This window comes from Pseudomonas sp. REB1044, assembly GCF_038813925.1.
GTDB classification, from domain to species: domain Bacteria; phylum Pseudomonadota; class Gammaproteobacteria; order Pseudomonadales; family Pseudomonadaceae; genus Aquipseudomonas; species Aquipseudomonas boreofloridensis.
This window is the reverse complement of record NZ_CP046139.1, coordinates 467,716-490,667: the sequence shown is the minus strand read 5'-3', so window position 1 is coordinate 490,667 and position 22,952 is coordinate 467,716. Positions and strand designations below refer to the sequence as shown.

Below are 22,952 nucleotides of genomic sequence, written 5' to 3'. Positions count from 1 at the left end.
CCCGCCGTCAAAGCGGCGGCAGTTGCTCCATCGGCCAGCGCGCCTGCACGCTGATCGCCAGATCCTGCTGCTGGCCCGCCAATAGCCGCTGGCACCCAGCGTAGGCAATCATCGCGCCGTTATCGGTGCAGAACTTCGCACGTGCGTAGTACACATTGCCGCCCATGCTGGCCAACATGCCTTCGAGCGAGGTGCGCAACGCCTTGTTCGCACTCACGCCGCCAGCGATGACCAGGCGCTTGAGGCCAGTCTGCTTGAGCGCACGCTTGCACTTGATGGTCAGAGTCTCCACCACCGCCTGCTGGAACGCCAGCGACAGGTCGCAACGGGTTTGCTCGCTGTCGTCCCCGGCATTGCGGCACTGCTGCCAGGTATTGAGGGCGAAGGTCTTGAGGCCGCTGAAACTGAATTCCAGGCCCGGGCGATCGGTCATGGGCCGAGGGAACACGAAACGTCCGGGGGTGCCCTGCTCAGCCAGGCGGGCGATTTCGGGACCACCCGGATAATTCAGGCCGATCAACTTGGCGGTCTTGTCGAACGCTTCGCCGGCAGCGTCATCCAGGCTTTCACCCAAGAGCGCGTACTGGCCAATGCCATCGACCTGCACCAACTGCGTGTGACCGCCGGACACCAACAAGGCGACGAACGGAAACTGCGGCGGCTGCTCTTCGAGCATGGGCGCCAGCAGGTGACCTTCCATGTGATGGACACCGATGGCCGGAATGTCCCAGGCGAACGCCAGCGCCTGCGCACAGGACGCGCCCACCAGCAGCGCACCGACCAGGCCGGGGCCGGCGGTGTAGGCGATGGCGTCGATATCCTGGGCAACCTTGCCGGCCTCATCGAGCACTTCACGAATCAGCGGCAGCATGCGCTTGACGTGGTCGCGCGAGGCGAGCTCGGGCACCACGCCGCCGTAGACGCGGTGCAGGTCGATCTGGCTGAACAGCGCATCGGCCAACAGGCCGCGTTCGCTGTCGTATAATGCGACGCCAGTTTCGTCGCAGGATGTTTCCAATCCCAGTACTAGCATGGGTCCGTGCCTTGTGGAGGCTGAATGCGAAGCCGCGCATTCTAGTCGCCGTACCCAGTGCCGACCAGCGGTTTTCGATCAGAGGCTTTGCATTCCGCCACACTAAGGGTTAACATCCGCAACCCTTGAAAACTGACGTTCTCCAGCACACCTTTGTTTTGCCAGGAGCACGTCCACCCCGGTAATGAATTAAGGTAGCCCTGGATGCCAGCCGTCAAAGTTAAAGAGAACGAACCCTTCGACGTAGCTCTGCGTCGTTTCAAGCGCTCCTGCGAAAAAGCCGGTGTATTGGCTGAAGTTCGCAGCCGCGAGTTTTATGAAAAGCCGACTGCCGAGCGTAAGCGCAAAGCCGCTGCTGCCGTGAAGCGTCACGCCAAGAAAGTCCAGCGCGAACAGCGCCGCGCCGTTCGTCTGTACTAATACAGACGTTCTACGCAAGGCTTCTGCCCAGCCCGGCCCCGTGCCGGGCTAATGGCAGTTGTAGCTGCAAATCCCAAGCCCTGTGCTTCGGGCGCCCAGACTCCGGTCATCGGGCATCTATTCAGCGCTTCACCTTCGAATGCCCGATGCGGCAGGTGAACCGCGCACTCGCATCTCCTTTGCTGCACTTCTGCGATTAGACTTGCCGTAGCCAGATAACGAGACTGCCATGGCCGGGCTGATTCCCCAGAGCTTCATCGATGATCTTCTCAACCGCACCGACATCGTCGATGTGGTGAGTTCGCGCATCCAGCTGAAGAAGACCGGCAAGAATCATTCGGCCTGCTGTCCGTTCCACAAGGAAAAGACCCCGTCCTTCACCGTCAGCCCCGACAAGCAGTTCTACTACTGCTTCGGCTGCGGCGCCGGGGGCAACGCCTTGGGCTTCATCATGGACCACGACAACCTGGAGTTTCCCCAGGCGGTCGAGGAACTGGCCCGCGCCGCGGGCATGGAAGTCCCCCGCGAGGAAGGCCGACGCGGGCAGAAGCCGCGCCAGCCCACCGACTCGCCTCTTTATCCGCTGCTCGAAGCCGCGGCCGAGTTCTATCGCCAGGCCTTGCGCAATCATCCAACGCGCAAAGCGGCAGTCGAATACCTCAAAGGCCGAGGCCTGTCCGGGGAAATCGCCCGTGATTTCGGCCTGGGCTTCGCGCCGCCGGGCTGGGATAACCTGTTCAAGCACCTGGGCGCGGACACCCTGCAGCAAAAAGTCATGATCGACGCCGGCTTGCTCATCGAGAACGCCGAAAGTGGCAAGCGCTACGACCGCTTCCGTGACCGGGTGATGTTCCCCATCCGCGACAGCCGCGGCCGCGTGATCGCCTTCGGCGGTCGGGTGCTGGGCGACGACAAGCCCAAGTACCTGAACTCACCGGAAACCCCGGTGTTCCACAAGGGCCAGGAACTCTACGGGCTGTACGAGGCGCGCAAGCACAACCGCAATCTCGACGAAATCATCGTGGTCGAGGGGTATATGGACGTCATCGCCCTGGCACAGCAAGGCTTGCGCAATGCCGTAGCGACCCTCGGCACCGCCACCAGCGAGGAGCACCTCAAGCGCCTGTTTCGCGTGGTGCCCAACGTACTGTTCTGCTTCGACGGCGACCAGGCCGGACGAAAAGCCGCCTGGCGCGCCTTGGAAGCCACACTGCCAACACTTCAGGACGGCCGCCGCGCGCGCTTCCTGTTCCTGCCCGAGGGCGAAGACCCGGACACCCTGGTACGCGCCGAAGGCACCGATGCCTTCCAGGCGCGAATCCACCAGCATGCGCAACCGCTCGCCGACTATTTCTTCGAGCAACTGAGCAACGAAGCCGACCCGCGGTCACTGGAAGGCAAGGCGCACATGGCGACCTTGGCTGCACCGTTGATCGAAAAAATTCCGGGCGCCAATTTGCGTCAGTTGATGCGCAACAGGCTGAAGGAAATTACCGGCCTGGACATGCAGCAAATGGAGCAACTGGCCCAGCAGCCGGCAGCCCCCAACGTACCGGACTACGATCCAGGCTATGACTACGACGCCATGGCCAGCTATACCCCGGACTTTTCCGAACAGCACTACGACTATGGCCAGGCGCAGCCCGAACAGCGGCCCTGGACGCCCCCCAAGGGGGGCTCGAAAAAGCCCTGGGAGGGCAAAGGCAAGCCCTGGGACAAGCAGCGCAAAGGCGGCAGAGGCTGGCAGCGCGATGAGGCTCCGCCACGCACCCCAGCCCCCGTGGAACCCCCGGCTCTCGCGGCCTTGCGCACTTTACTGCACTACCCGCTGCTGGCCGGCAAGGTGGAAGATGCCAGCCATTTCGCTGCCGAGGAACATCTCTATAGCCAGCTGTTGGTGGCCTTGATCGAAGCTGTGCAGAAAAATCCTGGTCTAAGCTCGATGCAGTTGATCGCTCGCTGGCACGGCACCGACCAAGGCCGCCTGCTGCGGGCACTGGCGGAGAAGGAATGGCTCATCGATGCCGATAACCTTGAACAACAGTTTTTCGACACCATTACTAGCTTGTCTGCTCGCCAGCGCGAGCGAAGCCTGGAACATCTGCTCAGGAAAGCACGTCAAAGTGAGCTGAGCGGCGAGGAAAAATCGCAGCTTCTCGCCCTTTTGAGCAGGAATGTTCCCGCACAAACCCCGACCTCATCTGGCGCGTGAGGTCCATGCTCGGGTATAATCCTCGGCTTGTTTTTTGCCCGCCAAGACCTTCAGTGGATAGGGTGTTATGTCCGGAAAAGCGCAACAGCAATCTCGTATCAAAGAGTTGATCACCCGCGGTCGTGAGCAGGGCTACCTGACTTACGCGGAGGTCAACGACCACCTGCCTGAGGATATTTCAGATCCGGAACAGGTGGAAGACATCATCCGCATGATCAACGACATGGGGATCAACGTATTCGAGAGTGCTCCGGATGCGGATGCCCTGCTGTTGGCGGAAGCCGACACCGACGAAGCCGCGGCCGAGGAAGCCGCCGCTGCGTTGGCAGCAGTCGAAACCGATATCGGCCGCACGACCGACCCGGTGCGCATGTACATGCGTGAAATGGGTACCGTCGAGCTGCTGACCCGCGAAGGCGAGATCGAAATCGCCAAGCGCATCGAGGAAGGCATCCGTGAAGTCATGGGCGCCATCGCCCACTTCCCGGGCACCGTCGATCACATTCTCGGCGAGTACGACCGCGTCACCACCGAAGGCGGCCGCCTGTCGGATGTGCTCAGCGGCTACATCGACCCTGACGACAACATCGCCGCACCGACCGAAGAAGTGCCGGTCATCGGTGCCAAGGCGCCCGCCGCCAAGGAAGAGTCCGACGAGGAAGAAGAAGAGAGCGCCGACGGCGACGAAGAGGAAGAGACCGAGAGCGGTCCGGACCCTGTCGTTGCCGCACAGCGTTTCGGTGCGGTCTCCGACCAGCTGCAGGCCACCAACAAGGTGTTGAAGAAGCATGGTCGCGGCGCCAAGGAAAGCGTCCAGGCGCTGCAAGCCCTGGCCGACCTGTTCATGCCGATCAAGCTGGTACCCAAGCAGTTCGACGCGCTCGTCGAGCGTGTGCGCGGTGCCCTCGACCGCCTGCGTCAACAGGAACGCGCCATCATGCAGCTGTGCGTGCGCGATGCCCGCATGCCTCGCGCCGACTTCCTGCGCCTGTTCCCCAGCAACGAAACCGACCAGACCTGGAGCGGTGATCTGGCCAAGCGCAGCACCAAGTGGGCCGCCGCGCTGGGCGAGAAAGACGCGGCCATCGTCGCGTGCCAGCAGAAGTTGATCGACCTCGAAACCGAAAGCGGTCTGACCGTTGCCGAAATCAAGGAAATCAACCGCCGCATGTCCATCGGCGAGGCGAAAGCCCGTCGCGCCAAGAAAGAAATGGTCGAGGCGAACCTGCGTCTGGTGATTTCCATCGCCAAGAAGTACACCAACCGTGGCCTGCAATTCCTCGACCTGATCCAGGAAGGCAACATTGGCTTGATGAAGGCGGTGGACAAGTTCGAATACCGTCGTGGCTACAAGTTCTCGACCTACGCCACCTGGTGGATTCGCCAGGCGATCACCCGCTCGATCGCCGACCAGGCGCGCACCATCCGTATTCCGGTGCACATGATCGAGACGATCAACAAGCTCAACCGTATTTCCCGGCAGATGCTGCAGGAAATGGGTCGCGAACCGACGCCGGAAGAGCTGGGCGAGCGTATGGAAATGCCTGAGGACAAGATCCGCAAGGTATTGAAGATCGCCAAAGAGCCGATCTCCATGGAAACCCCGATCGGCGACGACGAAGACTCGCACCTGGGCGACTTCATCGAGGACTCCACCATGCAGTCCCCGATCGATGTCGCCACGGTCGAAAGCCTCAAGGAAGCCACGCGCGACGTACTCTCGGGCCTTACCGCCCGTGAAGCGAAAGTGCTGCGCATGCGCTTCGGCATCGATATGAACACCGACCACACCCTCGAAGAGGTCGGCAAGCAGTTCGACGTGACCCGCGAGCGGATCCGTCAGATCGAAGCCAAGGCGCTGCGCAAACTGCGTCATCCGACGCGCAGCGAGCACCTACGCTCCTTCCTCGACGAGTGATGACGAACCCCGGCCCAGGCCGGGGTTTTTCTTGGGCGAAAAAAACCTCCAGGCCGTTGGCCGCATTCCTCGGCACCGTTCATCCCGGCACGTCTACACTCGAATCAACCCCTTTGATCGAGAGTTCGCCATGCCCTTGCTGCCGGCACTTGTGCTGTTGCTCCTGCTGATCTGGAACACAACTGCCAGCGCTTTGACCGACCAGAACACTGCTGCCGCCCCACCCCCTGCGTCCGAATCGTCTTCGCAGATTCGGCCTACCAACGCCAGCCTCACCGTGGATGCCCGCAGTCATGCGCCAATGCAGGTCGTCGATCGTCAGCAAGTAGTCCTGTGGCACAACCTATTGCTGCTCGGCTTGCCAGCGCTTGCCGCCGTGGTGGCGATTCTCATCGCCATGTTGCGGATCAATCGCCGCCTGACTTCGGAAATTTCCCGGCGAATCGCCCTTGAGCAGGAGTTGCGCAGCAGCGAATACCATTATCGAGGCCTGATCGAGAGCCTGTCGGCAGTGGCCTGGGAAGCCGATGCCAACGATTTCACCTACAGCTACGTCTCCCCCCACGCCGAGGATCTGCTCGGTTATCCACAGCGCGAGTGGCTCAAGCCTGGTTTCTGGCGCGGCATTCTGCACCCCGACGACGCCCTCCGTGTGCAGCACTACTGCGACAGCGAAACGGCAGCGGGCCGCGACCACAGCCTGGACTACCGTGTGGTACGTGCCGACGGCCAGACACTGTGGGTGCGCAACATCGTCAGCATGATCGGCCACGGCCATAAACCGCTGATTCGCGGCCTGATGATCGACATCAGCGAAACCAAGCGCACCGAAGAGGCGCTGCGTCTTTCCGAACAGAAGTTCGCCAAGGCCTTCCATGCCTCGCCCGACGGCCTGCTGCTGTCACGCCAGCGCGACGGCTTACTGCTGGAGGTCAACGAGGGCTTCTGCCGCCTGACCGGCTACGACATCGTCCCCAACCGCGATCAGAACAGCCTGGACCTGGGCATCTGGGCCGACCTCGACGAGCGCGCGCGCCTGGTCGAACGCTTGCGCCGCGACGGCTTCGTGCGCGATTTCAGCTGCCATATCCGCCGCAGCGATGGTCAGATTCGGCTGTGCGAAGTGTCTGCGCGACCGCTGCCCATCGGCGACACCGACTGCATGCTGACCATTACCCGCGATATCACCGAACGCCACCTGATGCAGGAAAAGCTGCAACTGGCCGCCACGGTATTCGAGAACACGGCCGAAGGCGTGCTCATCACCGATCCCGAGCAGCACATCAGTGCGGTCAACCGTGCCTTCAGCGAGATCACCGGCTACAGCGAACACGAAGCCCTCGGCCAGACGCCACGCCTGCTCGCCTCGGGTCAGCACGACAGCGCTTTTTACGCCGCCCTCTGGCATCAGCTCTGCGCAGAAGGCCACTGGCAGGGCGAAATCTGCAATCGACGCAAGAACGGTGAACTCTATCCCAGTTGGCTGACCATCAGCGCCGTGCGTAACCGCGAGGGAGAGATCAGCCACTTCGTCGCGGTCTTCGCCGACATCTCCAGCCTCAAGCACGCCCAGGCGGAACTGGACTACCAGGCTCACCACGACCCGTTGACCGGCCTGCCCAACCGCACCCTGTTCGAGAACCGCCTGCAAGCCACCCTCAACTGCGCCCAGGCCCCCAACCGCCAGGGCGCCGTGCTGTTTCTCGACCTCGACCGCTTCAAGCACATCAACGACAGCCTCGGTCATCCCGTCGGCGACCTGCTGCTCAAAGGCATTGCCCAGCGCCTCAGGGAGCAGGTGCGTGATGTCGACACCGTGGCACGCTTGGGCGGCGACGAGTTCATCATTCTCCTGCCCGGCCTGCACCGTCCCAGCGATGCCAGTGCCATCGCCAACAAGCTGCTGGCCTGCTTCCACGCCCCGGTGCAGGCGGGCGAGCACGAGTTCTTCACCAGCGCCAGCATCGGCATCAGCCTTTACCCGCAAGACGGCACCGACGTCGCCACCCTGATCCGCAACGCCGACGCCGCCATGTACCGCTCCAAGGCCAAAGGCCGCAACCGCGTGGAAAGCTACACCCTGGACCTCACCACCCAGGCCAACGAACGGATCTTCCTCGAACACGAACTGCGCCGGGCCATCGAGCGCGACGAGCTGAGCCTGTACTACCAACCCAAGTTCAGCCTCAAGACCCAGGCCCTGGTCGGCGCCGAAGCACTGGTACGCTGGACGCACCCCACTTTCGGCGAAGTGCCACCGGAACAGTTCATCCACCTGGCCGAAGAGAACGGCAGCATCCTGCAATTAGGTGATTGGGTGATGGAGCAGGCCTGCCGGCAGATGCACCAGTGGAAGCACACGTATGCACCGTTCGGCCCGTTGTCGATCAACCTGGCCGGCGCGCAGTTGCGCCAGCCGAGCCTGGCGCGGCGCATCGAACACCTACTCGGCACCTTCCAGCTCCAGGCCGGCGACCTGCAGTTGGAGATCACCGAGAACTTCATCATGAGCCAGGCCGAAGAGGCCCTGGCCATCCTGCACCAACTCAAGGGCCTGGGCGTGCAACTGGCGATCGACGACTTCGGCACGGGTTACTCGTCGCTCAGCTACCTCAAGCGCCTACCGCTGGACATCCTCAAGATCGACCAGTCATTCATCCGCGGCCTGCCGGACGATCCCCACGACGCCGCCATCGCCCGCGCCATCATCGCCCTGGGCCGCAGCATGCAACTGACGATCATTGCCGAAGGCGTGGAAACCCCGGCCCAGCAACGCTTCCTGGCGGCCGAAGGGTGTGAGCAGATTCAGGGCTACATCGTCAGCCTGCCGCTGCCGGCCGAGCAGTTCGCCGCGCGCTTTCTTCGCATAGGACCAACGGATCTTTCAGATGGCACCCATGGCCAACCCTCGTTATAATCGCGCCGACCTCTGGGCCTATAGCTCAGTTGGTTAGAGCAGAGGACTCATAATCCTTTGGTCCACGGTTCGAGTCCGTGTGGGCCCACCATGTTAGAAGCCGCGCATTGCGCGGCTTTGTCGTTTCTGGCGGCGGCCGTTTTCATGTGGCACTAGAACTCACTGACCACAAACAGTCCACACCAGCACATTAGACAGTGAGCCGGGTAGCGCATCGTATTCGGCTCCCGGATCTGTCAGTTGACGAGCTCCGCTTTGTCTAGTTTCCCAAGCGGCTCCCCGCAAACCCCCGTACCATCGCCTGAGTCCACCGCACCAAGAGCCCCGCCATGTCAGACATCCTCCCCTGGACCACACCGACCGCCAGCTCATCGCCCTGCTGCAAATCAACGCCCGCGAAAGCGTGGCGACGCTGGCGCGTCAATTGAGTATCGCCCGCACCACGGTCACCTCGCGCCTGGCGCGGCTGGAAAAGCACAAGGTGATCACCGGCTATGGCGTGCGCCTGGGTCAGCGTCTGGCCGGCGGCGGTCTGCAAGCCTACGTCGGGATCAAGGTTCAGCCACGTGCCGGACGCGAGGTGGTGCGCCGGCTCTCGGCCATGGGCCAGGTGCAGCAACTGTGCGCGGTGAGTGGGGAGTTCGACTATGTGGCCTGGTTGCGCAGCGACTCCCCCGAACAGCTCGACCAGTTGCTCGACCAGATCGGCAGCCTTGAAGGGGTCGAGAAAACCACCACGTCGATCATCCTCAGCCACAAGGTAGATCGTGGCCAGGCGGTGTGAACGCTCGTCATAACGTTCGACGCTCAAGTCGTTATGACGAAAAAACAGGCATTTCGACGCCACTCTTGCTCTTAATAACGACCATCCCTAGCCCTAAAATGATCGCCAGGCATTTCCTATACTCAGGCTCCGCCCTCTGCGCAGCCGCTCTGGCAAGGTCATCAGATGAACAAGAAAAACCGCCATCCCGCCGACGGCAAGCCCCCGGTGACCATCTTCGGCCCCGACTTTCCTTTCGCATTCGATGACTGGCTGGAGCATCCTGCCGGGCTCGGCAGTATCCCCGTCGAGCGGCAGGGTGAGGAAGTCGCCATCGTCGGCGCCGGGATCGCCGGTCTGGTGGCGGCCTACGAGCTGATGAAGCTGGGCCTCAAGCCGGTGGTGTACGAGGCGTCGAAACTCGGGGGGCGGTTGCGCTCGCAGGCCTTCAACGGCACCGACGCCATCGTCGCCGAACTGGGTGGCATGCGCTTTCCAGTGTCCTCCACCGCCTTCTACCACTATGTCGACAAGCTGGGGCTGGAAACCCGCCCCTTCCCCAACCCGCTGACCCCGGCCTCACCCAGCACGGTGATCGACCTGGAGGGCCAGACCTATTACGCGGAAAACCCTGGCGACCTGCCACCGATCTTCCGCGAAGTGGCGGACGCCTGGGCCGACGCGCTGGAAGACCGCGCGTCCTTCGGCGAGATCCAGCAGGCGATCCGCGAGCGTGACGTGCCGCGTCTGAAAGCGCTGTGGAATACGCTGGTTCCGCTGTGGGACGACCGCACCTTCTATGACTTCGTCGCTACCTCCAAGGCTTTCGCCCAGTTGAGCTTCCAGCACCGCGAAGTGTTTGGCCAAGTAGGCTTCGGCACCGGCGGCTGGGATTCGGACTTCCCCAATTCGATGCTGGAAATCTTCCGCGTGGTGATGACCAATTGCGACGATCACCAGCACCTGGTGGTCGGCGGCGTCGAGCAGGTGCCGCAGGGCATCTGGAGGCACGCCCCGGCGCAGGCGGCGCACTGGCCGGCCGGTACCAGCCTCAAGTCGCTGCACGGCGGTGCACCGCGCGCGGGGGTCAAGCGCATCGCGCGGGCCAGTGACGGGCGTCTGGCGGTCACCGACAACTACGGCGACTGCCGCCACTACGCGGCAGTGCTGACCACCTGCCAGAGCTGGCTGCTGACCACGCAGATCGACTGCGAGGAAGCGCTGTTCTCGCAGAAGATGTGGATGGCCCTGGACCGCACGCGCTACATGCAGTCGTCGAAGACCTTCGTCATGGTCGATCGGCCGTTCTGGAAAGACAAAGACCCGGAAACCGGCCGCGACCTGCTGAGCATGACCCTCACCGACCGCCTCACGCGCGGCACCTACCTGTTCGACAACGGCGACGACAAGCCGGGGGTGATTTGCCTGTCCTATGCATGGATGAGCGATGCCCTGAAGATGCTGCCGCACCCCACCGAGAAACGTGTGCAACTGGCCCTGGATTCGCTGAAGAAGATCTATCCGAAGACCGACATCGCCGGGCACATCATCGGCGACCCAATCACCATTTCCTGGGAAGCCGATCCTTACTTCCTCGGCGCCTTCAAAGGCGCATTGCCGGGCCATTACCGCTACAACCAGCGCATGTACGCGCACTTCATGCAGCAGGATCTGCCGGCCGAGCAGCGCGGCATCTTCATCGCCGGCGACGATGTGTCCTGGACGCCGGCTTGGGTGGAAGGCGCGGTGCAGACTTCGCTCAATGCGGTGTGGGGTATCATGAACCACTTTGGCGGCCGCACACATCCGGACAATCCAGGTCCTGGCGACGTGTTCGCCGACATCGGCCCCATCGCCCTGCCCGACTGAAAACCGCGAGGAAACGCCATGCGCATTGCCCTGTTCCAAGGCGCGCCCAGGCCACTGGACGTCTCTGGCAACCTAGACCGATTGCGCGAACGGGCACAGCAGGCGGCGTCGCAAGGTGCGCAGTTGCTGGTGTGCCCGGAAATGTTCCTGAGCGGCTACAACATCGGCGCCCAGGCCGTGCAGCGCCTGGCCGAGCCCGTCGATGGCCCATCGGCCCAGGCTGTGGGCGAGCTTGCACAGGCGCAGAACATTGCCATCGTCTATGGCTATCCGGAGCAGGGCGAAGACGGCGCGGTCTACAACAGCGTGCAGTTGATCGACGCTCACGGCCGCCGACTGTGCAACTACCGTAAGACGCACCTGTTCGGTGAGCTGGACCGCACGATGTTCAGCCCCGGCGAGGAGCATTTCCCGGTGGTGGCGTTGAATGGCTGGAAGCTGGGGCTGCTGATCTGCTACGACATCGAGTTCCCCGAGAACGCCCGGCGCCTGGCGTTGAACGGTGCCGAGCTGATCCTGGTGCCGACCGCCAACATGGCGCCCTACGATTTCGTCTGCCAGGTGACCGTGCGTTCGCGGGCGCAGGAGAACCAGTGCTACCTGGTGTACGCCAACTACTGCGGCTCGGAAGGTGAGATCCAGTATTGCGGGCAGAGCAGCATCGTCGCGCCGGACGGCAGCCAACTGAGCCTGGCCGGAAATGAGGAAAGCCTGCTGCTGGCAGACCTGTCACATGAAACGCTGAAGCAAGGACGCGAGGCCTTCCCGTATCTGGCCGACCTGCGGCACGACCTGCATCGCGTCCGCCGCTGAGTTGCGGCGGCGCAAATACGCTAGCATGCGCCCATGACCGACCCGATCCGCACGTTGACCCTGGCCAACGGCCTGCACCTGACCTTGCGCCACGCGCCACGCCTCAAACGCGCTGCCGCCGCCCTGCGGGTGCACGCCGGTAGCCACGATGCCCCGCCTAGATGGCCCGGACTCGCGCATTTTCTCGAACACCTGTTCTTCCTCGGCACCGCCCGCTTTCCTTTGCAGGACGGCCTGATGCGTCATGTGCAGGGGGTCGGAGGTCAGGTGAATGCCAGCACCCGCGAGCGCATCACCGATTTTTTCTTCGAAGTGCCTGTCAGCGCCCTAGGCTCGGCACTGGAGCGCCTGTGCCAGATGCTGGCCGAGCCGGATCTGAGCGTCGAGCCCCAGCGCCGCGAGCGTGAGGTGATCCACGCCGAGTTCATCGCCTGGTCGCGCGACGACCAGGCGCAGCGCCAGTTCGCGCTGTTGCAGCGTGTGTCGCCGCGCCATCCGTTGAGCCGGTTTCATGCAGGCAATCGATACAGCCTGGCCGTCCAGGATCCTGCCTTCCAACGGGCGCTGCTCGACTTCCACGCCCGCTTCTACCGGGGTAGCCACATTCACTTGAGCCTGTGCGGCCCGCAATCGCTGGACGCACTCGAAGCGTTGGCCCGACCGTTCGCCAACCTGTTCGCCGAGGGTCCAACGCAGGCACAGCAACCGCCTCCAGCCCTGCTCGACGCGCCCTGGGTCGAACACCCGGCCACGGCGGGCTGTCTGGATCTGCTCTTCGCCCACGACGCTCTGCCGCCGGGCGCCGCACAGGCGTTGGAACTGCTGCTGTCCTGCCTGCACGACAGCCGCCCCGGTAGCTGGCTCGACGCCTTGCGTCAACGGGGCTGGCTGCTGGACGTCCACAGCGAGACGTTGTACGCCTTCGCCGGACAGGTGCTCTGGCACATTCGCTTGCATCTGAGCGATGACGCTCCTCCAGCAGAAGTCCACAACCTGCTGCACGGCTGGCTCGCCAGCTTGCGTCAGTCGAGCGTGACGCGACTCAACGACGAATTCGGGCGCTTGCAACAGCGCCGCGAGCAAGCCGCCAGCGCCCTGGAGCTGGCGCGTCGAGACAGCGCCGACACCCCGTTCGCGGCATTGGATGCACAAGCGCTCGAGGCCTTCCAAGCACTGCTCACAGACCTTCCCGCCAGCGCCCACGGCCACTGGCCGCCACCTGAGGATGAGCCGCTGCTGCGGGCTGACCTGCCGCGCGCACGTGCCGCCCTGCCCGACGACGTGGCGATCAGCGCGTTACTGCCACCTGAGCGTGGCCTGGCGACGCTCTACCTGCAGTGGTTTATCGCCTCGCCGCTGCGCGAGCGCTTCCATCACGTCCTGTCGCAAACCCTGCGACCCTTGCTCGAACGTGCCCATCGCGCCTCGCTGCAACTGGACTTCAGTCGGGAGGGCGAGCACTGGCAACTGCGCTGTGCGGGCAGTCCGAGCGCAGTGATTCGCACCGTCTCCCTGGCACTGGAGGCTCTGCGCCAGCCGAGCGCTGAACTGTTACGCACTCCAGCGCCCAGCAAAGCGCCGCAAATGCCGATCCGAGCGCTGCTGAGCGCGCTGCCCGATCATCTGCACGGCAGGGCCGCGCCGCCTCAACCGGCGAGCCTGCTGGATCAGTCGATGCTCGACCGGCTCTGGGCCAGCGCCCCTCGGCAAGGCCTCGCCATCGGCTTCGACCTCACCGCGCAAGCCGCGCTCGGCGCTGTGCTCAAGCACGCGCCTGGAAAGCCTGGCATGCGGCCCTCAGCCCCGACACGCTCGCCGGGCCGGCGTTGGGTGCGGCACGCCACAGGCGGCAGCGAGCATGCCCTTGTGCTGTTCTGCCCGCTGCCCAGCGCCGCCGAGGGCCCTGGTCGGCTGCTGGCGCAAGCGCTGCAAGGGCCGGTGTACCAGCGTCTGCGGGTGGAGTTGCAATTGGGCTATGCGGTGTTCAGTGCCTTTCGTCAGATCCAGGGCCAAGGCGGCTTGCTGTTCGGCGTGCAATCGCCGCAGGCGAGCCCCGCGCAGATTCTCGATCATCTCTTCACAGTGCTGAACGAAGGAGTAACGCTCGACACGGCCGCCCAGGCAGCCCTGGCGGCGCAGTTCGACGAACCGGCGATGCCCAATGCCGAGGTCGCGCACTGGGCTTGGCAGACATATCTGGCTACAGAGCCGACAGACCTTTCCCAACTCCAGCGGTCTATTCTCAACACCACTCAGCCTTTACTGGATGAACTGCTGAAAAGCCTGCTGGACGCCGATCATGGTTGGCTTTGCCTGGCTAACGGCGAGGCCCCGAATGAACACTGGGAGTAACCCAACCCACGCCGGGATTGTTACCTCAAACGCAACGGCGCTTTTCCAAGAATTAACCATTGCGTACAACGTTTTCTTGTAAGATAGCGCAATCTCAGCCAATGGAACCTCCTGCTCCAGGCGGCGCCCAAGTAGATAGCTGACACCACCCCAACCCTATCCGGAAGGAGCACCACCATGACCACCTGGACCAAACCTGCCTACACCGACCTGCGCATCGGCTTCGAAGTCACCATGTACTTCGCCAACCGTTAAGCAGCGCTGCAGTGCAACGCCTCGGCCCGCCGGGGCGTTTTCGTTTCATGGACAGGGTCGTTCGGCAAGAGAGTAGCCATGTATATCCAGATTCTCGGTTCCGCCGCCGGCGGCGGCTTCCCCCAGTGGAATTGCAACTGCGTCAACTGCAAGGGTTTTCGTGACGGCAGCCTGCGCGCCACCGCCCGCACCCAGTCGTCCATCGCCCTGTCCGACGACGGCGAACACTGGATCCTGTGCAACGCCTCGCCGGACATCCGCGCCCAGCTCCAGGCCTTCGCGCCGATGCAACCGGCGCGCGCCCTGCGCGACACCGGCATCGACGCCATCGTGCTGCTCGACAGCCAGATCGACCACACCACCGGGTTGCTCAGCCTCCGCGAGGGCTGCCCGCACCAGGTCTGGTGCACCGACATGGTCCACCAGGATCTGAGCACCGGCTTCCCGCTGTTCACCATGCTCAGCCACTGGAACGGCGGGTTGCAGTGGAACCGCATCGAACTGCAGGGCAGCTTCGTCATTCCGGCCTGCCCGAACCTCAGGTTCACCCCCTTCCCGCTGCGTAGCGCCGCACCGCCCTACTCGCCGCACCGCTTCGACCCGCACCCAGGCGACAACCTCGGCCTGCTGGTCGAGGACACCCGCACCGGCGGCAAGCTGTTCTATGCCCCAGGGCTGGGCCAGGTCGATGCCGCGCTGCTGGAGATGATGCACGGCGCCGACTGCCTGCTGGTGGACGGCACCCTGTGGGAAGACGATGAAATGCAACGTCGTGGCGTCGGCACCCGCACCGGCCGCGAGATGGGCCATCTGGCGCAGAACGGTCCTGGCGGCATGCTCGAAGTGCTCGACGGCTTCGCGCGCCAGCGCAAGGTGCTTATCCACATCAACAACACCAACCCGATCCTCGACGAGGCGTCGCCCGAGCGCGCCGAAGTCCTGCGCCGCGGCGTGGAAGTGGCCTACGATGGCATGAGCATCGAGTTGTAAGGAGCCCCGATGAGCGACGCATTGCCGATGTCCCCTGCCGAGTTCGAGCAGGCCCTGCGCGCCAAGGGCGCCTACTACCATATTCATCACCCGTATCACGTGGCCATGTACGAAGGCCGCGCCACCCGCGAGCAGATTCAGGGCTGGGTGGCCAACCGCTTCTATTACCAAGTGAACATCCCGATGAAGGATGCTGCGATCCTGGCCAACTGCCCGGACCGTGAGGTCCGCCGCGAGTGGATTCAACGCCTGCTCGACCACGACGGCGCACCCGGCGAGGACGGTGGCATCGAAGCCTGGCTGCGCCTGGGCCAGGCAGTGGGCCTCGATCCAGACCAACTGCGGTCCCAGGAACTGGTACTGCCCGGCGTGCGCTTCGCCGTCGATGCCTACGTCAACTTCGCCCGCCGCGCCAGTTGGCAGGAAGCGGCCAGCAGTTCGCTGACCGAACTGTTCGCGCCGCAGATTCACCAGTCGCGCCTGGACAGTTGGCCGCAGCACTACCCGTGGATCGACCCGGCTGGCTACGAGTACTTCCGCACGCGCCTGGGCCAGGCCCGCCGTGATGTGGAGCACGGCCTGTCGATTACCCTGCAGCACTACACCAGCGCCGAGGGCCAGGCGCGCATGCTGGAAATTCTGCAGTTCAAGCTGGATATTCTCTGGAGCATGCTCGATGCCATGAGCATGGCCTACGAACTGAACCGCCCGCCGTATCACAGCGTCACAAGCGAACGTGTCTGGCACAAGGGGATCGCACCATGAGTCTCGACCGCAACCAAGTGCCGAACTGGCGCCCGGGCTACCGTTTCCAGTACGAGCCCGCCCAGCAAGGCCATGTGCTGCTGTACCCCGAGGGCATGATCAAGCTCAACGACAGCGCCGGGCTCATCGGCGGGTTGATCGATGGCCAGCGCTCTGTCGCCGCGATCATCGCCGAGCTGGAACAGCAGTTCCCCGGCATTCCCCAGGTGGCCGAGGACATCGAGCAGTTCATGGAGGTGGCCCGTGCCGAACACTGGATCGTCCTCGCCTGAAGTGCCGGTGGGCCTGCCGCTCTGGCTGCTGGCGGAACTGACCTACCGCTGCCCGCTGCAATGCCCCTATTGCTCGAACCCGCTCGACTTCGCCGAACAGGGCAAGGAACTGAGTACCGAACAGTGGTTCAAGGTGATGGCCGAAGCCCGCGAAATGGGCGCAGCGCAGATCGGTTTCTCCGGCGGTGAGCCGCTGGTGCGCCAGGACCTTGCCGAGCTGATCGGCGAAGCTCGGCGCCTGGGCTACTACACCAACCTGATCACCTCCGGCATCGGTTTGACCGAACAGAAGATCGCCGCCTTCCGCCAGGCTGGGCTGGACCACATCCAGATCAGCTTCCAGGCTAGCGACGAGCAAGTGAACAACCTGCTGGCCGGCTCGAAAAAGGCGTTTGCGCAGAAGCTGGAGATGGCGCGGGCGGTGAAGGCCCATGGGTATCCGATGGTGCTCAACTTCGTCACCCACCGTCACAACATCGACCGCATCGACCGCATCATCGAGCTGTGCCTGGCCCTGGAGGCCGACTTCGTCGAGCTCGCCACCTGCCAGTTCTATGGCTGGGCGCACCTCAATCGCCTCGGCCTGCTGCCGACCCGCGAACAGCTCGAACGCGCCGAACGGATCACCAACGAGTACCGCGAGCGGCTAAAGGCCGAAGGTCATCCGTGCAAGCTGATCTTCGTCACCCCGGATTACTACGAAGAGCGCCCCAAGGCCTGCATGAACGGCTGGGGCAGCCTGTTTCTCACCGTCACCCCGGATGGCACCGCGCTGCCCTGCCACGGCGCGCGGCAATTGCCGGTGCAGTTTCCCAACGTGCGCGAGCATGACCTGCGCCACATCTGGTATGACTCCTTCGGTTTCAACCGCTTCCGCGGCTACGACTGGATGCCCGAGCCTTGCCGTTCGTGCGACGAAAAAGAAAAGGACTTCGGCGGCTGTCGCTGCCAGGCCTTCATGCTCACGGGTGATGCCAGCAAGGCCGATCCGGTGTGCGCCAAGTCGCCGGACCACGGCATCATCCTCAAGGCGCGCGAAGAGGCGCAGACCGCGCAAATGGAGATCGAGCAGATGACCTTCCGCAACGAGCGCAACTCCCGGGTCATCGCCCGTGGCTGAGTTCAGCGCCGCCCAGGCCGTGGCCGCTGGCACCGACTTCGCCGAGCTCAAGGTGAGCGCGCAGGGGCTGTTCTGGAACGAGTTTCGGCCGGCGGACGGCGCCTGCCGGATCTGGCGCTGGCACCAGGACCAGGCCCAGTGCCTCACGCCGGACGGGTTCAGCGTGCGCAGCCGGGTGTACGAATATGGCGGCGGCAGTTTCTGCCTGGCGCATGACGCAGTGTTTTTCGTCAATGAACAGGACCAGCAAGTCTACCGACAGGCGCTCGACGGCGCAGCGCCGCAGGCACTCACCTCCATGGCGGACTGCCGCTACGGCGACCTGCTGTGGCACGACGGTCAACTCCTGGCAGTTGAGGAACGGCATGCCGAGCGCGTCGAGCATCGGCTGGTGGCGTTGACGGTCGAGGGCCGCGAGGTGCTGGCCGAAGGCGCAGATTTCTACGCCTCGCCGACGCTGAGCGCCGACGGTAAGCGCCTGGCCTGGATCGAATGGGACCGCCCCGCGCAGCCTTGGACCGTGACGCGGCTGATGTGCCGCGAACGGCAAGAAGCCGGACATTGGGGCACGTCACGCTGTGTCGCTGGCCTGGACGAATCCTTGCAGCAACCGCGCTTCGACGCCGAAGGTCGCTTGTACTGCCTGTCGGACCGCCACGGCTTCTGGCAGCCCTCGGGCGAAATCGATGGCCGCTGGCAAGCCCTGCCAGCGCTCGCCGCCGACCACGCCGCAGCGCCCTGGCAACTGGGAGCCTCGACTTGGCTGGTGCTCGGCGCGCAGCAGTACGTGGCCACCTGGTTCGAGAACGGTTTCGGCGTGCTGGGCCTGCGCGAGGGCGACGATGTCCGTACCTTCGCCCAGCACTACACCCGTTTTCGCAGCCTGGCGCTGGATGCGCAGCACGTCTACGCGATTGCCGCCTCACCCACGCGGCCTCCAGCGGTGCTCGCCATCGCCCGCGACGGCTCCGACTGCCAGGTACTGGCCGGCGGCAGCCAGATACTGCCCGATGTGCAGATCAGCCAGCCGCAACCGATCAGCTATCCCAGTGGGAACGACCAGGCCCACGGTTTCTTCTACCCCGCCCAGGGCGGCGACACCCTGCCGCCGCTGGTGGTCTTCATACACGGCGGCCCAACCTCGGCCTGCTACCCGGTACTCGACCCCCGTATCCAGTACTGGACCCAACGCGGTTTCGCCGTCGCCGACCTCAACTATCGCGGCAGCAGCGGCTATGGCCGTGCCTATCGCCAGGCCCTGCACCTGCGCTGGGGCGAAAGCGACGTGCAGGATGCCTGCGCCGTGGTCGACTATCTCGCCGGCCGTGGATTGATCGATCCGCACAAGGCCTTCATCCGCGGCGGCAGCGCCGGTGGCTACACCACCCTGTGCGCATTGGCCTTCACCGACGTGTTCCGCGCAGGCGCGAGCCTCTATGGGGTCAGCGATCCCATCGCCCTGGGCAAGGCCACGCACAAGTTCGAAGGGGATTATCTGGACTGGCTGATCGGTGACCCACAGACCGACGCCGACCGTTACCGCGCACGCACGCCGCTGCTGCATGCAAGGCGAATCAAGGCGCCGGTGATTTTCTTCCAGGGTGAACTGGATGCGGTGGTGGTGCCGGAACAGACCCGCAGCATGCTTGAGGCCTTGCAGGCCAACGGCGTGGAAGCGGTCGGGCATTTTTACCCTGGGGAGCGTCATGGCTTTCGCCAGGCAGGCAACCTGGCCCATGCGCTGGAGCAGGAATGGGCGTTCTATCGCCGGGTGCTGTAACCCTGAAAACACGCCGGGGCCGCGAGACGGCCCCGGCTTCGTTCAGCGCTTGGCGATGATGTACACCGCATGCACGATGCCCGGGATGTAACCGAGCAAGGTCAGCAGGATGTTCAGCCAGAACGCACCAGCGAAACCGACCTGCAGGAAAACACCCAGTGGCGGCAGAAGAATAGCGATGATGATGCGAATGAAGTCCATGGGAATCTCTCCTAATAGTCTTCAACACAGACTAGCCCGGCGCCCCGGAGGTTCAACCGCTGAAAGCGAAGCGGGTTGAAGACCTGAAATAAAAAAGACCGCCTGCCGATCAACGGCAGGCGGTCTTTTCGTTTCAGGCCGATTCGGCTATCAGCACGACAGGCCGAAGTCTTCCTCTTTCATCGCCATCAGGTTGTCGGCACCGGACAGGATCGCCGCCATGTGGGCACGAGTGCGCGGCAGGATGCGCTGGAAGTAGAAGCGCGCGGTCTGCAGCTTGGCGGTGTAGAAGGCCGCTTCGCCGGTGCCGGCGGCGAGCTTCTCGGCGGCCACACGGGCAATGTCGGCCCAGAAATAGGCCAGGCAGGCGTAACCGGAGTACATCAGGTAATCCACCGACGCCGCCCCCACTTCCTCGCGGTCCTTCATGGCCGCCATGCCGATCTTCATGGTCAGCTCGCCCCATTCCTTGTTCAGCGCCGCCAGCGGCTCGACGAACTCTCTGGTGGCGTCGTTGCCTTCCTGGCCCTGGCAGAACTTGTGCACGATCTTGGTGAAGCCCTTGAGCGCCTCGCCCTGGGTCATCAGCACCTTGCGCCCGAGCAGGTCGAGGGCCTGGATGCCGGTGGTGCCTTCGTACAGCATGGAGATGCGGCTGTCGCGCACGTTCTGCTCCATGCCCCATTCGGCGATGAAGCCGTGGCCGCCGTAGATCTGCACGCCGTGGTTGGCGGCCTCGAAGCCGACTTCGGTCATGAACGCTTTAGCGATCGGGGTCAGGAAAGCCAGCAGGGCGTCGGCCTTCTTGCGCGCCTCTTCGTCCTGGCTGTACTTGACGATATCCACCTGCTGGGCGGTGAAGTACACCATCGCCCGGTTACCCTCGGCGAAGGCCTTCATGGTCAGCAGCATGCGCCGCACGTCGGGGTGCACGATGATCGGGTCTGCGGCTTTTTCCGGGGCCTTGGGGCCGGTCAGCGAACGCATCTGCAGACGCTCGCGGGCATACTTCAGGCCACCCTGGAAGGCCACTTCGGCGTGGGCCAGGCCTTGCAGCGCGGTGCCCAGGCGTGCGGTGTTCATGAAGGTGAACATGCAGTTCAGGCCCTTGTTGGCAGGGCCGATCAGGTAGCCGGTGGCCGCGTCGAAGTTCATCACGCAGGTGGCGTTGCCGTGGATGCCCATCTTGTGTTCCAGCGAGCCACAGCTCACACCGTTGCGCTCGCCCACGCCGCCCTCGGCGTTGGGCAGGAACTTCGGCACGATGAACAGCGAAATGCCTTTGGTGCCGGCCGGCGCATCGGGCAGGCGAGCCAGGACGATGTGCACGATGTTGTCGGCCATGTCGTGTTCACCGGCCGAAATGAAGATCTTGGTGCCGGACACTTTGTAGCTGCCGTCAGCCTGAGGCTCGGCCTTGGTGCGCAGCATGCCCAGGTCGGTGCCGCAATGCGGCTCGGTCAGGCACATGGTGCCAGTCCACTCGCCAGACACCAGCTTGGTCAGGTAAACCTGCTGCTGCTCGGGCGTGCCGTGCTCGGAAATGGTGTTCATCGCGCCGTGGGACAGGCCTGGGTACATGCCCCAGGACCAGTTGGACTCGCCGACCATCTCGCTGAGGGTTAAGCCCAGCGATTCAGGCAGGCCCTGGCCGCCGTGCTCGACATCGTGGGCCAGGCTCGGCCAGCCACCTTCGACGAACTGCTTGTAGGCTTCCTTGAAGCCGGTCGGCGTCTTCACGCCCGACTCGCTCCAGGTGCAGCCTTCCAGATCGCCGACGCGGTTCAGCGGCGACAGGACCTGCTCGCAGAACTTCGCGCCTTCTTCAAGGATGGCATCGACCATGTCCGGGGTGGCGTCCTGGCAACCCGGCAGGCTCTGATAGTGCGCTTCATACCCGAGCAGCTCGTCACGGACGAAGCGAATATCACGCAAGGGGGCTTTGTATTCGGGCATGGCGATGAACCTCTGGCTAGTTCGTTGGGGACCGCAGGCACCGACCAGCTCTTGGCGGCTTTCGGTCAAACAGTTGTTTGAAACTTACGTTTAGCCCGGAACAATGTCAAGGAGGGACCATAGTGCCAATTCGGTCGCGCAAGAAGGCGTTTCGGTCATGGCAAGGCGGCAGCAACGCCCGAAGAGCGGGCGCGCTGGGAAGGAGGGATCAGGCGTAGGTATCGATGAACTTGCCGAGCATTTCGTCGGATGCCTTGGCGACTTTCACGCCCAGCTCGACCTCGTGCTTGCCCAGGGCGAGCTGCACGGTGCTGGTGGCCAGGTCTTGCTGCTGGCTGCGGTCCACGCCACGCAGGCGCTCGGCCTGGAAATCGGTGGACTGGTTGCTGGTCGCGCGTTCTACACCGTTGCTGGCGATCTGGCTGGCGGCTTGGTCGAGGCGGTTCTGACCGTTCTGGATGGCGCCCAGACCTGCGTAGAAAGCAGAGCTGCCGTTGATTTCCATGTCAGGACTCCACATGACGGATTGAGAAACGTGCCCTGATTAAACCAGCCTGGCGGCAAAAAGGCCCGTTTAAATCCCTAATAGCCCAGTGCCACCCGATAGAGAGAGGGCATCTGCCCGCCCGCGACCGCTATTGCAGCACGTCCAGATGCAGGTACTCGGCCACCGTCTGCGCCTGGGCCGTTTTCAGCCAGGGCACGCGTCCCAGACACGGCGCGGGCAAGCGCTCAGCGAGGCTGGCGAGGTTGTCTTCCAGCCGTGCCGTTCGCGGATCCACCACATTGGCCACCCAGCCGGCCAATTGCAGACCGTCGCGGGCGATAGCCTCGGCGCTGAGCAGGGCATGGTTGATACAGCCCAGACGCACACCCACCACCAGGATCACCGGCAACTTCAGCGCAACCGCCAGATCGGACAGGTTGGCCTGGTCGGACAACGGCACCCGCCAGCCACCGGCGCCTTCGATCAGGGTGAAGTCGGCGCCCTGTGCCAGCACCTGTCGCATGGCGTCGCGCAGGGCTGGCACGGCCAGCGCCACACCCGCCTCGCGGGCGGCCACGTGCGGCGCGATGGCGGGCTCGAAGGCACAGGGATTGACCTGCTCGTACGGCAGCTTGATCGAGCTCTGTTCGATCAATGCCAGCGCATCGCTGTTACGCAGGCCCTGGGCGCCGAGCACGCAACCGGAGGCCACCGGTTTGCCGGCCAGGGTGCTCCAGCCCTTTCGTTGCGCGGCATTGAGCAGGCCGGCGGCGATGGTTGTCTTGCCGACGTCGGTGTCGGTGCCGGCGATGAAGTAGGCGTGGTTCAT

Annotated in this window: 18 protein-coding genes, 1 tRNA gene and 1 pseudogene; 15 read left to right on the top strand and 5 right to left on the bottom strand. The window is 63.8% G+C overall.

All coding sequences use genetic code 11. From position 1 onward, the window contains the following. Nucleotides 1-7: 7 nt before the first annotated feature. Nucleotides 8-1,033 (bottom strand): tRNA (adenosine(37)-N6)-threonylcarbamoyltransferase complex transferase subunit TsaD, encoded by a 1,026-nt coding sequence (gene tsaD / locus GKC70_RS02180; protein ID WP_039581164.1) that lies wholly within the window; start codon nucleotides 1,031-1,033, stop codon nucleotides 8-10. 204 nt (nucleotides 1,034-1,237) lie between these two features. Here tsaD and rpsU point away from each other — a divergent pair, with 204 nt between their 5' ends. The 15 genes and pseudogenes from rpsU to GKC70_RS02105 all read left to right on the top strand — a co-directional run bounded on the left by rpsU (nucleotide 1,238) and on the right by GKC70_RS02105 (nucleotide 19,479). Continuing rightward, on the top strand, nucleotides 1,238-1,453 hold the full coding sequence (gene rpsU, locus GKC70_RS02175) for a 30S ribosomal protein S21 (protein ID WP_003255575.1): 216 nt from the start codon (nucleotides 1,238-1,240) through the stop codon (nucleotides 1,451-1,453). A 229-nt stretch (nucleotides 1,454-1,682) separates the two neighbouring features. Next, nucleotides 1,683-3,665 carry a DNA primase gene (gene dnaG / locus GKC70_RS02170; RefSeq protein WP_342650324.1) on the top strand — a complete coding sequence of 661 codons (1,983 nt, stop codon included), beginning with the start codon at nucleotides 1,683-1,685 and terminating at the stop codon, nucleotides 3,663-3,665. Between the two features lie 67 nt (nucleotides 3,666-3,732). Continuing rightward, on the top strand, nucleotides 3,733-5,583 hold the full coding sequence (gene rpoD / locus GKC70_RS02165; protein WP_342650323.1) for an RNA polymerase sigma factor RpoD: 1,851 nt from the start codon (nucleotides 3,733-3,735) through the stop codon (nucleotides 5,581-5,583). A gap of 334 nt (nucleotides 5,584-5,917) precedes the next feature. Then, nucleotides 5,918-8,500: pseudogene (locus tag GKC70_RS02160) on the top strand (EAL domain-containing protein); the annotation flags it as partial. A gap of 14 nt (nucleotides 8,501-8,514) precedes the next feature. Continuing rightward, nucleotides 8,515-8,591: transfer RNA gene (locus GKC70_RS02155), tRNA-Ile, on the top strand. A gap of 255 nt (nucleotides 8,592-8,846) precedes the next feature. Further along, complete coding sequence (locus GKC70_RS02150; RefSeq protein ID WP_342651579.1) at nucleotides 8,847-9,284, top strand: Lrp/AsnC family transcriptional regulator; 438 nt, start codon at nucleotides 8,847-8,849, stop codon at nucleotides 9,282-9,284. A 165-nt stretch (nucleotides 9,285-9,449) separates the two neighbouring features. Further along, the gene (locus GKC70_RS02145) at nucleotides 9,450-11,132 is read left to right on the top strand and encodes an NAD(P)/FAD-dependent oxidoreductase (protein WP_304485363.1); all 1,683 of its coding nucleotides are present in this window, start codon (nucleotides 9,450-9,452) and stop codon (nucleotides 11,130-11,132) included. Nucleotides 11,133-11,150: 18 nt separating this feature from the next. Then, nucleotides 11,151-11,945: a carbon-nitrogen hydrolase family protein gene (locus tag GKC70_RS02140; protein ID WP_342650322.1), complete on the top strand. Its 795-nt coding sequence runs from the start codon at nucleotides 11,151-11,153 to the stop codon at nucleotides 11,943-11,945. Between the two features lie 33 nt (nucleotides 11,946-11,978). Next, nucleotides 11,979-14,297, top strand: coding sequence for a pyrroloquinoline quinone biosynthesis protein PqqF (gene pqqF, locus GKC70_RS02135; RefSeq protein ID WP_342650321.1), 2,319 nt, complete (start codon nucleotides 11,979-11,981; stop codon nucleotides 14,295-14,297). Between the two features lie 177 nt (nucleotides 14,298-14,474). Beyond that, the gene (pqqA, locus tag GKC70_RS02130) at nucleotides 14,475-14,552 is read left to right on the top strand and encodes a pyrroloquinoline quinone precursor peptide PqqA (RefSeq protein ID WP_080754815.1); all 78 of its coding nucleotides are present in this window, start codon (nucleotides 14,475-14,477) and stop codon (nucleotides 14,550-14,552) included. A gap of 78 nt (nucleotides 14,553-14,630) precedes the next feature. Next, entirely contained in the window at nucleotides 14,631-15,542 is a 912-nt protein-coding gene (gene pqqB, locus GKC70_RS02125; RefSeq protein ID WP_029614026.1) for a pyrroloquinoline quinone biosynthesis protein PqqB, read from the top strand. 9 nt (nucleotides 15,543-15,551) lie between these two features. Continuing rightward, complete coding sequence (pqqC, locus tag GKC70_RS02120; protein ID WP_342650320.1) at nucleotides 15,552-16,307, top strand: pyrroloquinoline-quinone synthase PqqC; 756 nt, start codon at nucleotides 15,552-15,554, stop codon at nucleotides 16,305-16,307. Continuing rightward, nucleotides 16,304-16,579, top strand: a complete 276-nt coding sequence (gene pqqD, locus GKC70_RS02115; RefSeq protein WP_029614024.1) for a pyrroloquinoline quinone biosynthesis peptide chaperone PqqD — start codon at nucleotides 16,304-16,306, stop codon at nucleotides 16,577-16,579. Before pqqC ends, pqqD begins: the two co-directional genes overlap by 4 nt. Continuing rightward, on the top strand, nucleotides 16,551-17,699 hold the full coding sequence (gene pqqE, locus GKC70_RS02110; protein WP_295488324.1) for a pyrroloquinoline quinone biosynthesis protein PqqE: 1,149 nt from the start codon (nucleotides 16,551-16,553) through the stop codon (nucleotides 17,697-17,699). Before pqqD ends, pqqE begins: the two co-directional genes overlap by 29 nt. Continuing rightward, on the top strand, nucleotides 17,692-19,479 hold the full coding sequence (locus GKC70_RS02105) for a S9 family peptidase (protein ID WP_342650319.1): 1,788 nt from the start codon (nucleotides 17,692-17,694) through the stop codon (nucleotides 19,477-19,479). The genes pqqE and GKC70_RS02105 overlap by 8 nt, the downstream gene beginning before the upstream one ends. Before the next feature lie 42 nt (nucleotides 19,480-19,521). Here the strand turns inward: GKC70_RS02105 and GKC70_RS02100 are convergent, their stop codons facing one another. The 4 genes from GKC70_RS02100 to bioD form a co-directional block, all read right to left on the bottom strand. Continuing rightward, nucleotides 19,522-19,680, bottom strand: coding sequence for a YqaE/Pmp3 family membrane protein (locus tag GKC70_RS02100; protein WP_033727371.1), 159 nt, complete (start codon nucleotides 19,678-19,680; stop codon nucleotides 19,522-19,524). A gap of 150 nt (nucleotides 19,681-19,830) precedes the next feature. Then, nucleotides 19,831-21,636: a phenylacyl-CoA dehydrogenase gene (locus GKC70_RS02095; RefSeq protein ID WP_342650318.1), complete on the bottom strand. Its 1,806-nt coding sequence runs from the start codon at nucleotides 21,634-21,636 to the stop codon at nucleotides 19,831-19,833. A gap of 208 nt (nucleotides 21,637-21,844) precedes the next feature. After that, nucleotides 21,845-22,141: a pyrroloquinoline quinone biosynthesis protein PqqE gene (locus GKC70_RS02090; RefSeq protein WP_116889589.1), complete on the bottom strand. Its 297-nt coding sequence runs from the start codon at nucleotides 22,139-22,141 to the stop codon at nucleotides 21,845-21,847. Between the two features lie 130 nt (nucleotides 22,142-22,271). Continuing rightward, on the bottom strand, nucleotides 22,272-22,952 hold the full coding sequence (gene bioD, locus GKC70_RS02085; protein WP_342650317.1) for a dethiobiotin synthase: 681 nt from the start codon (nucleotides 22,950-22,952) through the stop codon (nucleotides 22,272-22,274).